Annotated in this window: 13 protein-coding genes; 4 read left to right on the top strand and 9 right to left on the bottom strand. The window is 57.8% G+C overall.

What is annotated here, in order from left to right; all coding sequences use genetic code 11:
- The first annotated feature begins 85 nt into the window (after nucleotides 1-85).
- From ACR0DJ_RS10770 to ACR0DJ_RS10755, 4 genes are all read left to right on the top strand, one after another.
- A complete protein-coding gene (locus ACR0DJ_RS10770; RefSeq protein WP_170345339.1) occupies nucleotides 86-1210 on the top strand; it encodes an extracellular solute-binding protein in 1125 nt (374 codons plus the stop codon).
- A gap of 116 nt (nucleotides 1211-1326) precedes the next feature.
- Complete coding sequence (locus ACR0DJ_RS10765) at nucleotides 1327-2439, top strand: ABC transporter ATP-binding protein (protein WP_170345340.1); 1113 nt, start codon at nucleotides 1327-1329, stop codon at nucleotides 2437-2439.
- Between the two features lie 12 nt (nucleotides 2440-2451).
- Nucleotides 2452-3372, top strand: coding sequence for an ABC transporter permease (locus tag ACR0DJ_RS10760; RefSeq protein WP_171615186.1), 921 nt, complete (start codon nucleotides 2452-2454; stop codon nucleotides 3370-3372).
- Nucleotides 3369-4640 carry an ABC transporter permease gene (locus tag ACR0DJ_RS10755; RefSeq protein WP_170345342.1) on the top strand — a complete coding sequence of 424 codons (1272 nt, stop codon included), beginning with the start codon at nucleotides 3369-3371 and terminating at the stop codon, nucleotides 4638-4640. Before ACR0DJ_RS10760 ends, ACR0DJ_RS10755 begins: the two co-directional genes overlap by 4 nt.
- Nucleotides 4641-4680: 40 nt before the next feature.
- Here the strand turns inward: ACR0DJ_RS10755 and ACR0DJ_RS10750 are convergent, their stop codons facing one another.
- The 9 genes from ACR0DJ_RS10750 to ACR0DJ_RS10710 are packed head-to-tail and all read right to left on the bottom strand — an operon-like array spanning nucleotide 4681 to nucleotide 14593.
- The gene (locus tag ACR0DJ_RS10750) at nucleotides 4681-6597 is read right to left on the bottom strand and encodes a beta-galactosidase (RefSeq protein WP_480684919.1); all 1917 of its coding nucleotides are present in this window, start codon (nucleotides 6595-6597) and stop codon (nucleotides 4681-4683) included.
- Nucleotides 6594-7454 carry an SMP-30/gluconolactonase/LRE family protein gene (locus ACR0DJ_RS10745; protein ID WP_480684918.1) on the bottom strand — a complete coding sequence of 287 codons (861 nt, stop codon included), beginning with the start codon at nucleotides 7452-7454 and terminating at the stop codon, nucleotides 6594-6596. The genes ACR0DJ_RS10750 and ACR0DJ_RS10745 overlap by 4 nt, the downstream gene beginning before the upstream one ends.
- Entirely contained in the window at nucleotides 7451-8056 is a 606-nt protein-coding gene (locus ACR0DJ_RS10740; RefSeq protein ID WP_480684917.1) for a 2-dehydro-3-deoxy-6-phosphogalactonate aldolase, read from the bottom strand. Before ACR0DJ_RS10740 ends, ACR0DJ_RS10745 begins: the two co-directional genes overlap by 4 nt.
- The gene (locus tag ACR0DJ_RS10735) at nucleotides 8053-8946 is read right to left on the bottom strand and encodes a 2-dehydro-3-deoxygalactonokinase (protein ID WP_170345346.1); all 894 of its coding nucleotides are present in this window, start codon (nucleotides 8944-8946) and stop codon (nucleotides 8053-8055) included. Before ACR0DJ_RS10735 ends, ACR0DJ_RS10740 begins: the two co-directional genes overlap by 4 nt.
- Before the next feature lie 4 nt (nucleotides 8947-8950).
- Nucleotides 8951-9715, bottom strand: coding sequence for an SDR family NAD(P)-dependent oxidoreductase (locus ACR0DJ_RS10730; RefSeq protein WP_425079626.1), 765 nt, complete (start codon nucleotides 9713-9715; stop codon nucleotides 8951-8953).
- On the bottom strand, nucleotides 9715-11421 hold the full coding sequence (locus ACR0DJ_RS10725; protein WP_170345348.1) for an IlvD/Edd family dehydratase: 1707 nt from the start codon (nucleotides 11419-11421) through the stop codon (nucleotides 9715-9717). The genes ACR0DJ_RS10730 and ACR0DJ_RS10725 overlap by 1 nt, the downstream gene beginning before the upstream one ends.
- Nucleotides 11422-11479: 58 nt before the next feature.
- Nucleotides 11480-12820, bottom strand: a complete 1341-nt coding sequence (gene melA, locus ACR0DJ_RS10720) for an alpha-galactosidase (protein WP_480684916.1) — start codon at nucleotides 12818-12820, stop codon at nucleotides 11480-11482.
- The gene (locus tag ACR0DJ_RS10715; protein ID WP_170345350.1) at nucleotides 12817-13665 is read right to left on the bottom strand and encodes a carbohydrate ABC transporter permease; all 849 of its coding nucleotides are present in this window, start codon (nucleotides 13663-13665) and stop codon (nucleotides 12817-12819) included. The genes melA and ACR0DJ_RS10715 overlap by 4 nt, the downstream gene beginning before the upstream one ends.
- Nucleotide 13666: 1 nt before the next feature.
- A complete protein-coding gene (locus ACR0DJ_RS10710; protein WP_171119269.1) occupies nucleotides 13667-14593 on the bottom strand; it encodes a carbohydrate ABC transporter permease in 927 nt (308 codons plus the stop codon).
- Nucleotides 14594-14610 lie beyond the last annotated feature (17 nt).

Here is a 14610-nt window from a genome sequence, read left to right as displayed (position 1 = left end):
TGTCACTTTTGGACTGACGTACGGGCACAGAAAGTCCTATGAATAAAAAACAATAACAAACTAATCCAACAACGGGAGAACACTTATGACTAAACATTCGACTCTTTCGAGACGCTCTGTGCTGAAAAGCGCGGGCGCCGCAGCACTTGCGGCACCCCTGTACAGCAAGAGCGCTCTGGCTTCGTCGGGCGAAATCAACATTCTGATGTGGTCGGATTACCTGCCGCCCAGCTTCATTGAAGAGTTTGAGACCCTTACGGGAATCAAGGTGAATTACACCGGCATCGGCTCGAACGAAGAAATCATCAACAAGATGAAGGCCACCAAGGGCCAGGGCTTTGATATCGTTTCACCGACCAACAACCGTTCGTTGCAGTGGGAACCGCTGGAATTGTTGCAGCCCTTCGACATGAACAAGGTTCCGATCGACAAGGTCAACCCGGCGATGGCCAAGATCGGTACCGATGCCTGGAACTTTGGTGACAGCGGTGCGCATTGGCTGCCGCATATCTGGGGTACCGAAGGCATTGCCTATCGCACCGACTTGTGGCTGCCCGAAGGCGACGCACCATCCTATGGCGACGTCTGGTCGGAAGAAAACGCCGGCAAGACCATGGGTCGCGCGCATTCGATGATGCTGGGCGCGGGTCTGTACATGGAGCGCGCTGGCGAGATGGAGCCGGGTTCGGTTTGGGCCGCGTACGGTGATGAAGACACCATGCGCAAGGTTTGGGGCCAGATCACCGACTGGTGCATTGCACGCAAGGACCGCATCAAACTGATCTGGAACGACGCCGATACGCAGAAGAACGGTCTTCTGAACGAAGGCGTTGTCGTTGGCCAAACCTGGGACGGCCCACCCCTTGCACTGAAATCCGCAGGCGAGCCGGTGCACTATCAGGCGCCCGTCGAAGGTGCGATGGCTTGGGTGGACGGTATGTCCATGCCGACTGGCGCCGCGAATATCGATCAGGTTTACGCTTTCATCGACTTCGCCTATCAGGCCAAGCCGGCCGGTGTTGCCATTGACAGTCACGGCTACAACTCGCCGGTTCTGGGAGCCGACCAGTATTCCGGCGACACCTACAAGAAGAACTTTGCCGAAGCCTATCCGGGCGACTCGCTGGCCAACCTCAATCCGTGGCCGGCCGAAGCACCTTGGTATGCCGAAACCCGGACCGAGTTCGTCAACAAGTTCAAGAGCGCTTAAGCGTTCCGAACCTTCGCCCCCTGCTTTTTGCGGGGGGCACCCATCTGCGCGCCGTCCCGGCGTGACGGACACAAATACAGTGTGGTGAAAACACGCACTTCAGGGAGAAACCAAAAATGAGTGCAGGGGTCGGAGTCGATCTGGAAAACCTGTGGATCCGTTTCGGTGACTTCGTCGCCGTGCGCGATGCAAACGTCAGCATCAACGGGGGCGATTTCTTTTCGTTCCTCGGGCCTTCCGGCTGCGGTAAAACAACCATTCTAAGGGCTGTTTCGGGCTTTCTTGAACCAAGCGAAGGCAATGTTCTGATTGGTGGCAACAATATGCGCGGTATCGGGCCCAACAAGCGTCCGACAGCGCTGATCTTTCAGAATCTCGCTTTGTTCCCGCTGATGAAAGTCTGGGAAAACATTACGTTTTCCATGGAAATCAAAGGGGCCAGTGCTGCCGAGCGCCGCAGGCGTGCCGATGAGCTTCTGGACATGATTGCGTTGCCGGGGCAGGGGGACAAACTGCCAAGCGAATTGTCGGGCGGTCAGCGTCAGCGTGTGGCGATCGCCCGCGCACTCTGCGCCGAACCCGACGTGCTGTTGCTGGACGAACCCCTATCGGCACTTGACCTGAAGCTGCGCCAGCACATGCGGACCGAACTCCGTGAGATTCAGCAACGGGTCGGTATTACCTTTATCTACATCACGCACGATCAAGGCGAAGCGCTGACGATGTCAGACAATATCGCCGTCATGCGTGCCGGTGTGATTGACCAGATTGCCGACGGGAAAACGATCTACAACGATCCCAACACGGCTTTTGCTGCCTCTTTTGTCGGCGAAAACAATGTGTTCCGAGGAAAAGTCAAACAGGTGATGGGCACCGAAGCTTTGATCTCGACCAACCGCTCGGGTGATCTGGTGGCACGGATTTCGACGGCCAATCAGGGCAAGATGAAAGAAGGTGATGACGCGATGATGTTCATCCGTCCCGAGGCCTTTGCAATTGCCCCCGATGGCGCAACGGGTGATCACTTCGTCACTGCCCGGGTCAATCATGAAGAGTTCGAAGGAAACGCATTCAATATCTTTACCGAGGGTGAAGGCGGCAAGGAAATCAAGGTCTCGATCCCCAACCACGGGCAGTCTTTCGACGATCACACCGGGCAGAACATCACGCTGGAATACGAAACGCACAATGCCGTCGTTGTTCCTGCCGGTGAACTGGCCGCAGAATAAGGGGATGAACTCATGCCCCATTTTCTGAAGGAATTCTTCAACCGCAACGGAACCGGTATGGGTTTGGCGATCCTGGGCCTGGTTCTGTTCTGGACCATCGGCCTGATCATCCTGCCGCAGCTTTCGATGCTGGATTTCTCGTTCCGTCCGAACCTTCCGCCGCCAGAGATTGGTGGGCCGAAGGACGTCTATACGCTGGAGAACTACAAGTATCTGATATACGGCCCCGAAGGTGGCAGCCAGGATTACAACACGGTTGACCTGCGGGTGTTCTTCCGCACCCTCGTGGCGGCGGTTTGCGTCACGATTTTCAACCTGATCATCTGCTATCCGATCGCCTACTATCTGGGGCAATCCGAAGGCAGCCATATCCGCATCTTCGCGATCATGCTGATCATTCCTTACTGGATCAACGAGATTCTGCGCGCCTTTGCGTTGCGCATTATCTTTGGTGAAACCGGCGTTTTGAACACGCTGTTCGTGGGACTGGGGATCTGGGATGTGCCGTTCGACTTCATCCGGAACGATATCGCGCTCTATGCCGGTTTGGGCTATGCCTATATCCTGCTGATGATCTTCCCGATGTACAACGTCATAGAAAGCTTGGACAAAAATCAGATCGAAGCAGCGCGCGACCTTGGTGCGCCATGGTGGCGGATACATTGGCGTGTGGTCATTCCCTATGCCAAGCCGGGTATCAGTTCGGGCTGTACCATGGTGTTCATGCTGTCTGCCGGTGCGTTGGCTGCACCGCAAATTCTGGGCGGGCCGTCGTCGCTGTGGTTCACACAGCTGATCTATCAGCAGTTCAACGATAACAACGACTGGCCGCAAGGGGCTGCTTACGCGATCGTCCTGCTGGTGACCTGTATCCTGTTCGTGCTGGCCATGATGCGCCTGTTCAAAGTGAACATGGGGGATATCGGGAAATGAACAATTCCTTCCTCCGTATAAGCATCTGGGTCTATCTGGCGCTCTTCTTCCTGTATCTGCTGGGTCCGCTTGTGATCATGTCGATCACCGCGTTCAACTCGTCCGGCTTCCCACGGATGAGCCCGTGGGAATGCCTGACCTTCCAGTGGTTTGGTGAGTTGTTTCAGGATCAGCGAATCCTGAACGGTATCAAGAACTCACTGATCATCGGGATCGGCACGGTCATCCTGTCAGTCGCCATGGGTCTGGCGGGCGCACTGATGCTGACCCAGATCTGGCCAAAGCTGCGGGCGACTTACTACACGATCATCATCGCTCCGATCCTGATCCCCGGCGTGGTTCTGGGTATCTCGACGCTGGTGTTCTGGGACCGGATCAACCGGATGTTGGGACTGGGGGCGGACAGCTTCCTGTCGAATGGCATCTTCCTGACGGTGATCGGCCAATCCACCTTTATCGCCAGCTACTGCATGCTGGTGTTGGTGGCACGCTTGCAGCGCTACGACATGGCGCTGACCGAAGCGGCGCTGGACCTTGGGGCCAGCCACGCACAGGCCTTCCGCAAGATCCTGTTGCCGTTCATGCGCCCGGCGATTGCATCGGCAGCGGTTTTGGCGTTCCTCGCATCGTTCGAGAATTACAACACCACAACCTTTACCTTCGGTGAATACCCGACGTTGACGATCGAGCTGGCCCAAAAGGTCCGTTATGGCATCACACCCGCGATCTCGGCACTGGCCTTCATCATCGTGGCGCTGACGGTGTTCTTCGCTCTGCTGAACGAAGCCAAGCTGAAGCGTCAGGAACTGGTGGCAGCGGCGCGCAAGAACGCGACGGTTGAGGAACTGGCCGGCAAGATCAAATTGCCCAGCTTCTTTTCCGGCAACATGGCAGCGGTTCTGTTGGTTGTATTTGCCGTCGCGACGATCACGGTTGTCGGCACTGCGGCCACCTACAATCCGGCGCAGTGTATTGCCGATATCCGCGAGCAGAAGAAGTTGGAAGCGGAACAGCGTATTCAGGAGTTGCGCAAACAGCGTGAGGAACGCCGCAAACAACGCGAAGCTGAAGAAGCGGAACAGGGCGGTGCGCAATCCACTCCAAAACCGACGAACAACAGCGGCTTTGGCAATGTATTCGCGCCGAACTCTTTAGGGGGCGAGGAAAGCGAAGGCGCAGATGGTGGGTCTGAATCTGAAAGCGCTCCGTCCAACAACAGTGGTTTCGGCGGGGTGTTTGACCCCAACAGCCTGCAAAGCGACGAATAGCGGCGCAGGTTCGTAACCTCGGCACCCGCCCGGACTGACCTCAGGTCTGTTCGGGCGGTTTGCGTTTCAGGATTTTGACGTCACAGCCTTCGACGGTGAGCCCGTTCCATTCCACCGGTCCTGCGTTGTAGTTGATCAGGAAGTCATGATTGGCCGTCTCGCGCAGTCGCAGGCCTTGCGGCATCGTGCGCAATGTCAAATCGGCTTTTTCCGCGGCCATGGCTATCACACGGTCCCAAAGGTCCTCATCCGGGAAACCTGCCAAGTACCAAATATCGGCCCCTGCCTTGAGGGCAGATGTTCCGTCTTCAAAACTCAGCAGGTCTTTGGCCGTTCCTGACAATCGGTCGATCCAATGCCTCGCCGCGCCGCCACCCTTGACCGCGCGTTCAACCGTGGGCGGCAGAGTTTCGACCAGATCAACATCGCAATCGATCCTGCTCAGACCGGGTCTGCCCTTTTCAGGAATTTGAAAATCACGGGTGATCGCACCACTGCGTGGCCCCAGAATGGCAAGATCGCATCTCTCTGCCAGGCGGTGTTCCAATTCAGGATCCATTGTGGCCAAACCAGGTGCAAGGATCACCGTGTAATCGGCGGGAATGTCCTTCGCCGAAACAAAGTCTACCGACAGACCGGCCCGTCGCAGTGCGCGATAAGCTGAAAAAACCAATCGGAAATAGTCAAATCCCGCGCCTTGTGGTTCTGTTGCCCACGCCCAGTCCGAGGCATAATCGAACAAAATGGCCACTTTGGCCTGTATCTGTTGCACCGCACCCAAATTGTTCAGGTCATCTGCGGTCTGGCGGGCCTCTGCCAGTGCAGCAGCAGGGTGATTGTTCGACGTCAGCAAGCCGGCATGCATTTGCTCTTGCGCAAACGGGGCTTGCCGCCATCGGAAATAACTCACCACCTCGGCACCATGAGCCACGGCTTCCACAGACCAAAGCCGCACCATTCCGGGCAGGGGTGCCGGATTATACGGTGCCCAATTCACCGGTCCGGGTTGTTGTTCCATCACCCACCAACGGCCGCGTCCGACCGCCCGGTAAAGATCATGATGAAACGCCTGCATGTCCGGGTCGCCCTGTTGCAAAAAGGCGGTCTTGTGCGCGTCGTCGCCTTCCAGCCGGTCCGACAGAAAACCGATCGGATAACTGTCCCAGGTGGCGATATCCAGGTCCGCGCCAACCTTGAAATGGTCGAAGTCCAGAATACGGCCCATGTAATTGTGCAAAAGCGGCGCATCGGTCAGCGGCCGCAGCACATCCACCTGTGATTTGTTGAATGCCGCGACCTGATCCGAACTGAAGCGCCGGAATGCCAGTACATGAGCCGGGTTCGGCTCGGTCACGGTTTGATTGGGCAGGTCGATTTCGTTGAAGTCGCGATATTCCATCGACCAGAATACGTTGCCCCACGCCTGGTTCAGCGTTTCAATCGTTCCATACCGTTCGGCCAACCAATCGCGAAACGCCTGTTGGGCAGCTGCGCTGTAACTGAGAGTGGTGTCATGACACCCGTATTCATTGTCAATCTGCCACGCGACCACATGCGGGTTCTTACCGTACCGTTCACCCAATATCCGGGCGAGGCGGGTACATTCGTCGATATAGCCTTGATGGCTAAAGCAGTAATGCCGCCGGGATCCGAACTTGCGCGGGTTGCCATTTTCATCGGTGGCCAGCATGTCCGGGTGTTTGTCCAACATCCAGCGCGGCGGCGTTGCGGTTGGCGTGCCCAGTACGACCTTCAATCCGGCTGCACCGAGTGTCTCGATCGCGCGATCGAGCCATTCGAATTGTAAAACGCCGGATTGCGGCTCGATGCGGCTCCACGCGAACTCGCCAATGCGCACCCATGTCAGGCCTGTTTCGACCATTTGCACGGCATCGTCGGCCCACATCGCCTCTGGCCAATGTTCAGGATAATAACAAACGCCCAGTTCCGGCTTCATAAGATGACCTTGTGTTCTGCCTGACCCTGACCTGCATTTCGCGCGGCAAAGGTCATGCCGTTGGTCGGTTGGCTGTCTATTGCTTCTGCGCTCAACCCCTGACGGGCCGTTGTGCAGAAAAGCGTATTCAGTTCATCGCCCCCGAAAGCGGGGCAGGACGTATGGGATGCGTCAAATGCAACGGCCTTCAGAAATGTGCCGTCGGCCGTGTACGCCGCGATCCGGCTGGCGCCCCATTGTGCGATCCAGATATTCCCCTGGGCATCAATGACCGCACCATCCGGGTTCAGACCTTCTTTGCGCAAGTCCAGAAAAACTGCGCTGTCGCCTTCCGGCCAACCGGTTTCGGCGTTCAGACGCCAGCGTCTGACCTGTTTCGTTGCGGTGTCGCAGAAATAGGCCACCGAACGATCGGGGGCAAAACAGATCGCGTTGGAGATTGTTACATCCGGAACCAACCGTCTCAACTCACCTTTCCAGAAGCGATAGATTGATCCGGCCCCGGGTTCCGCTTGCTTGCCCATTGTTCCGATCCAAAACCCACCCCAAGGATCAGCGCGGCCATCGTTTGAACGGGTGATGGGGTTGTCGGCTTCCAGAGGCGTGATCAAGTTCCGCTTTCCGGATTGCAAATCAAAACGCCAAAGACCGGTTTCAGAAGCCATCAGAAGCGTATCGCGGTCCACCCAGCCCGCGGCCGAGACATGTTCATCGAAGCTCCAGCTTTTTGGCGTGCCCCGCTCGCGGGTCATCAGACGTTTGCCGATGATATCGAACCAGAAAAGCTGACGTCTTTCAGGATGCCACAACGGGCCTTCGCCCAACTCGCAGGGGCGGTCGTCAAAGAGGGTGCTCATCCGGCGACCTCGTCATAGGCCGTTACGATGTGTCGGGTGCGCTCGGCGATTTCGGCGACATCCATCCCGGGTTTGTAAAGTGCAGAGCCTATCCCAAAGCCATCTGCGCCCGCTTTGATCCATTGCCCGAAATTGTCGGGCCCGGCACCTCCAACGGCAAAAACAAGCGAGCCTATGGGCAAAACCGGGCGCAACGCGGCCAAACCCGCCGGACCAGCCATCACCCCCGGGAACAGCTTCAACCCGGTGGCCCCGGCCTTGAGGGCCGCAAAAGCTTCGGTCGGGGTGTAAACCCCCGGCCAGCTTTGCAAGCCCAACGCGACTGAACGCTTGATGACCTCGGCGTCATAGTTGGGCGATACGATCAACTTGCCTCCGGCAGCCGACACAGCGTCCACCTGATCGACTGTCAAAACAGTACCCGCGCCGATCAGGGCCTGGTTTCCAAACGCATCAACCAAAATCCCGATACTGTCGAGCGGGTCCGGAGAATTGAGCGGTACTTCGATCCGGTCAATGCCGGCATCGATAATGGCGCGGCCAACGGCTTTGGCTTCGTGCGGTTGCAAGCCCCGCAATATGGCGATGATGGGACGGCTCATGCGGTTTGCCTTGTCATGTTTCGGGCCAGCGCAAGCCCGGCCAGAGTTGCCTCGGTGGCATTCGCGGTTTCTACGAATGCACCCTGCCGTTGCAGGGCTGTTGCATATGTCTGCGACACGCCTTCTGCTCCGATAATGGCCAGTTGCTGCCCCAGCCAATAGGGCCGTGTCGCGGCCAGTTCGGCCCCGATCAACATTCCGGAAAGGCGCGCGCGTGCGGTGGCTTTGGCCTGGCCTTGCAGCAAGTCCGCCGCTCGGAGGTTGAAAAGACGGGCAGCCAATTGTTCGGGTTTTGACAACGTATCCGCAACCGCCTCGGCGAAGGCGTTTTCGTCCCAGCCCGGACCTACAGAGTGTCGCAGCACGGACTGACCACACAGCAGGTCGAACAACTCACCCGTCATGAAGGTACGAAAGCTTACAACCTCGCCAGCGCTTACCTGAACCCATTTCGTATGGGTTCCGGGCAGGCAGATGACGCCGTCCCAATTCTGACGCGCGCCCAGAAATCCGGCAATCTGGGTTTCCTCACCCCGCATCACATCCGGTGGGGTTGTCTGTTTCAGACCGGGTATGACAAAGGCCCGAATGCGCGGGTCTGATCCGGGAACGCGGATCGGGACATCCGGCAAGGGGTCCGACGGCACCGTCGAATATGGGGCTTCCACCCAGCCCTGTCGTGCGCCGACCATTCCGCAGGCGACCACATCCACCGGCGCGCCGGGCAACCAGTTTTCGATCAAGTCCAGCAGGGCGGCTTGAAACCCGTCAGGTCCGACATGCGCCATGCCCTTGTCGGATTGCGCATGGTCCAGCGCAGTCGCACCCTGCATGGCCCAGGCCCGTAAATGAGATGTTCCCCAGTCGACGGCGATCCATTCAGTATTCATAACATCACCCCGAAACCACGACGCCGCCATCAACAGCCATACATTGCCCGGTCATCGCATGGCTGGCACTGGACGCCAGAAAAAGTGTTGGTGCTATCATATCCTCGGGCTTCAGGTGCTCTTTCAGACATTGCCGGTCCAAATGGGCCGCCAGATCCTCGGGTGTGGCCCATTTATCCAACTGTTTTTGCGTCAGAACCCAGCCGGGGGCCAGAGCGTTTACCCGGATTTTCCTCGGCCCCAGTTCTCGTGCCAATGACCGTGTCATCCCTGTAATCCCGGCATTCGAGGTCGTATAGATCGGATAGCCAGCATTGCCCATCATGTAACTGATCGAGCTGAAATTGATGATTGCCCCGCCATCTTTCATTTGCCGGGCGGCTTCCTGACACGCGAAATAATAGGCTTTCAGGTTCACCTCGATCATCCAGTCCCAGAACTCCGTCGTGGTTTCCTCAAGCGTATGACGTTGGTCGTTGGCTGCGTTGTTTACCAAGACGTTCAAAGGGCCATGAGCCTCGGCAGCTTTGGCCATCGTCGCGTGCAGCAGTTCGGTATCCGTCATGTCGCCTTGCAGGAACAGCGGCGCGCGGCCGTGCTTGTCACGCATCTCTTCGACAAACCCGCTGGCATCCGACCGACCAATGAAGGCCACATTGGCCCCCTGTGCCATGAATCCATCTGTCAGCGCCGCACCGACGCCCGAGCCGCCGCCGGTGATATAGACCGAGGCCCCGTTCAGATCATGGAATGTAGCTGGTTGGGTCATCAGTGGCTCTCTCTGGTCACGAGGCGGGTGTCTTTGCCCACAAGGAAATCCAGATCCGCCCCCTGATCCGCTTGCAGCACGTGGTCGATGTAAAGCTTCGCATAGCCGCGGGTATAGTGCGGATCATCCGGTTGCCACGCGGCGCGACGGGCGTCCAGTTCGTTTTCGTCCACAAGCAGTTCCAGTTCGCCGCTTCTGGCTGAAACACGGATGCGGTCTCCGGTTTTGACCAGCGCCAGCGTGCCACCCGCTTGCGCTTCGGGGCTGACATGCAAAATGACGGTGCCATATGCTGTTCCCGACATGCGGGCGTCCGAGATCCGGATCATGTCTCGTACACCCTCTTTCACCAGTTTCGCCGGAATTGGCATGTTGCCGACCTCGGGCATACCCGGATACCCCTTGGGGCCACACCCCTTGAGCACCAGAATGCTCTTGGCCGTGACTGGCAGGTCTTCACGGTCGATATTGGCCTTCAGGTCTTCGATGTTGTCGAACACGAAAGCCTCGCCCTCGGTTTCAAGAAGCGCGTCAGTGGCCGCCGAAGGTTTGACGATTGCCCCATTCGGCGCAAGGTTGCCGCGCAGAACGCGCAAACCTGCGGCGGGCTTCACAGGGTCGTTGAAGGGGCGGATCACATCCGTATTGAAACACTCGGCCCCTTCGAAATGGGCCGAGATGTCCTTGTTCAGCACCGTTTTTGCCGGGCGCAGAAAGGGTTTGAGTTCGTTCAGCACGACCGGCACGCCGCCTGCATAGCAGAAGTCTTCCATCAGGTACTTGCCGGAAGGCATGCAGTTGACCAGAAGTGGAATTTCAGACCCGATTTCAAAGTCTTTCAGGGTCAGGTCAACCCCGACACGTCCCGCCAGCGCCAGCAGGTGAACTACCGCATTGGTCGATCCGCCAACGGCGGCATTGGCGAGGATGGCGTTTTCAAACGCCTCTTTGGTCAGGATGTCCGATGGTTTGAGGTCTTCATCCACCATCTCGACGATGCGCCGGCCGGTCATGTGCGCCAGCGCCATGCGGCGGGCGTCGACCGCCGGAAGCGCGGCGTTGGTGGGCAGGCTCATGCCCATCGCTTCGACCAGCGACGCCATGGTGGACGCGGTGCCCATGGTCATGCACACGCCCGCGCTGCGCGACATGCCGGATTCGGCGTTCATGAAGTCCTGCAGGGTCATTTCGCCAGCCCGCACCGCTTCGGAAAACTTCCAGACATCGGTGCCGGACCCGATATCCTGTCCGCGGTATTTACCGTTCAGCATCGGGCCTGAACTGACGACGATCGAAGGCAGATCGACTGAAGCGGCCCCCATCAGCTGACCCGGTGTGGTCTTGTCGCAGCCACCCAGAAGTACCACGCCATCGATTCCATAGGCGCGGATCGATTCTTCGACATCCATGGCCAGCAGGTTGCGGAACAGCATCGCGGTGGGTTTCATCTGGGTTTCGCCCAGAGACATGACAGGGAACTCTACCGGAAAGCCGCCCGCCTCCCATACGCCGCGTTTTACGCCCTCGGCCAGGTCGCGCAGGCCCGAGTTGCAGGGGGTCAGTTCCGACCAGGTGTTGCAGATGCCAATTATGGGTCGTCCGTCAAAAGCGTGGTCGGGAAAGCCCTGGTTTTTCATCCACGACCGGTGGATGAAGCCATCCTTGTCGAGTTTTCCATACCAATGCTGTGAGCGGCGTTTTGTCATGTCTGGCTTTGTTTTTCTTGGCTGAAGTTGGATCTGAGTATTTGTGAAAAGATGAAGATCAGGCGGCACGGGCCGGGCGGCACCAGTCGGGCAGCCAATCGTTATGGGCCGTCAGCAGATCCGTGACAAGGTTGCGGATCTGGCGCAGGTCCAGTTCGGCGGCGGTGTGCGGATCCATCATCGCGGCGTGGTAAATATATTCGGGGTTCTGTTCTGTCAGGGCCCGAACAGTCAGTTCCTGTACATTGATCTGCGTGCGCATCAGGGCAATCAACTGCGGCGGGATGTCGGACACGACAGAAGGCTGCACGCCGTTGCTGTCGACCAGGCAGGGGGTTTCGACCGCCGCGCCGATGGGCAGTTGCGGGATCTGGCCGGTGTTGGGCAGGTTGCCATAGGCCATGTAAGGCGTGTTCGTAACGATCGCGTTCATCAGGTCGGCGGCGAATTCGTGGCTGCGGGTCACATCGATTTTGCGCCCGTCGGTCAGGGTCTTGGCCTGTTCCTTCCACGTCTCTACCTGCTCGACACAGCGGGTGGGGTATTCGTCCAGCGGGATGGAGAATTCCTCGATCAGGTCCTGCCGCCCGTCCTTGATGAACCACGGCACGTATTCGGCCAGGTGTTCCGAGCTTTCTGTGCAGAAATAGCCCAGGTGATCCATCACCTCGTAGCGCACCTTGTTGGGGCAGCGCGGCATCAGCAGCGGCGCCTTGGGGAATTTCCCCGCGTGATAGCCCTGCCGCAGTGCGGGATACAGGTTGCGGCCCTGATGTTCCAGTTTCAGAAAGAATGCGACGTGATTGACGCCCGCGACTTTGTAGCGGAACTCATCCTTTGGCAGATCCAGATCGTGGGCCAGTTCCTCGACCGTGTTTTGAACCGAGTGGCAAAGGCCCACATGTTTCAGGGTCGGGAAGCGTTCGGCCAGTGCCCAGGTGTTGATGGCCATCGGATTTACGTATTGCAGCAACGTCGCGTTGGGGCAGAGTTGCATCATGTCCCCTGCGACATCCCAAAGCACCGGAACCGTGCGCAGACCTCGCATGATCCCTCCGACACCCAGCGTATCAGCGATGGTTTGACGCAAGCCATACTGTTTGGGGATCTCGAAATCGGTGATTGTGCAGGGCTTGTATCCCCCGACCTGAAACGCGGTGATGACGAAATCGGCCCCGTCCAGCGCCGCGCGGCGGTCGGTATGGGTCGAGACGGTCGCCCCGGCCCCGACCGAGCGGATCATGGAGCGCGCAACGGTTTCGCTTTCCGCCAGGCGCTCGGGATCGATATCCATAAGCGCAAAGTGACTGTCGGCCAGCGCAGGGGTCAACAGAGCATCCCCAACGATGTTCTGCATGAATATTGTGGACCCGGCACCGATAAAGGTAATTTTGGTCATTTCACAGCTCCGAGAGTCAAACCTGCAATGAAGTGTTTCTGCATCAGGAAGAACATGGCCACCGGTGGCAGAGCCGCCACTATGGAGCCTGCGCTCATCAATTGATAAGCGGCGCGGAATTGGGCGTTGAAACTGGTGATGCCGGCAGTGACAGGCTGGCTTTCTGCGCCTTGCGTCAGGACGACGGCCCAGAAATAATCGTTCCAGATGAAGGTGAATATCAGCACGCTGAGCGCGGCGATCGCGGGCTTCATCAGGGGTAGGACCACATACCAGAAGATGCGCCATTCGCTGATGCCTTCGACCCGTGCGGCCTCGATCAGTTCAAAGGGCAGGGCGCGGATGAAGTTGCGCATGAACAGGGTGCAAAACCCGGTCTGAAACGCGATGTGGAACAGGACCAGCCCGGTCTTGGTGTTGTAAAGCCCAAGTTGCAGGGTCAGGTCGCGTACCGGCACCATCAGGATCTGGAAGGGGACGAAATTCCCGGCCACGAACATAAAAAAGATCCAGAGGTTCGACTTGAACTTGTAGATGCCAAGCGCGAAGCCGGTCATGCAGCTGAGGGCCACCGCTCCGATCACGGTAGGGACGGTGATCATGAATGAATTCAGCAGGTATCGCGGCATGTCCGAATTGAAGAACACCTGCCCATAGTTGAAGGCGCCCTCAAAGCTGGACGGCATCCCCCAGTAATTCGCGTTGGTGAAGTCAGCAGCGGGTTTCACCGAGAAAAGAGCAACCGCCAGCAGGGGGCCCAGCCACAACAGAAGGGCCAATGGAAGCATGGCTTGATACGTGATCTGCGCCGCGCGGGGTTGTTTTTCGATGGGTTTGGGAAACATCTCAGCGCCCCTTCTCTTCACGGTACATCGACCACAGGAAATAGGCGATGAAGCACAGCATGATCAGGAAAAGGATCACGGCGATGGCCGCGCCATAACCCATGCGGAAGCCGTATTCGGACAGGGCGACCTCGAACATGTAATAGGCCAGCACTCGGGAGGATCCGAAGGGGCCGCCTTGTGTCATGATCGAGATCAGGTCGAAAGATCGCAATGCGCCGATGATGGTCACGACGAACGCGATGAAGGTTGCAGGCCGCAGTTGCGGGATAATGATGTGCCAGAGCATCTTCCAACCCTTGGCCCCGTCCAGGCGTCCTGCTTCGATCTGCTCCGGGTCCACAGCGTTCAGACCGGTCAGGTACAGGATCATGCAATAGGCGGTTTGTGGCCAGAGGCCGGCGAAGATGATGCCATAGGTCACGAAACGCTCATCGCCCAACACGTTTACCGGGCCGAGGCCGAAGAAGCCGAGGAATTCGTTCAGCAACCCGAAGGTCGGATCGTAGAACCAGGTGAACACCAGCCCCACCACGACCTGAGAAATCACGAAAGGAAAGAAAAACAGGGACTTGTACAGGCGGATGCCCCAAACTGTCTGATTCAGGAACAGGGCGATGAACAAACCTGCCGGAATCGCTGCCAGGTACAGGATCAGCCAGATCAGATTGTTCTTCATCGAGATGTAGAACGCATCTCGGTCTACCCATTCCCAATAGAGGTCCTCGTAATTGCGAAAGCCGACATATTCCGCAGCGCCCAGGCCGTCCCACTCGTAAAGTGACAGGTTGAAGGACTGGAATACCGGGATAATCACATAGACCAAAAAGAACAGCATCCCGGGGGCTAGAAACAGCCAGGGTGCGATACGTTGTTGGTTGCGATGGAACCAGCTTTCCTGTTCCGAGGCGTCGGCTGCAACTGTCATGGGAAACTCGGATCTGT

This window comes from Ruegeria sp. BF10 (assembly GCF_056538725.1).
The sequence above is the reverse complement of the archived record's forward strand: the minus strand, read 5'-3'. Positions and strand labels throughout refer to the sequence as shown.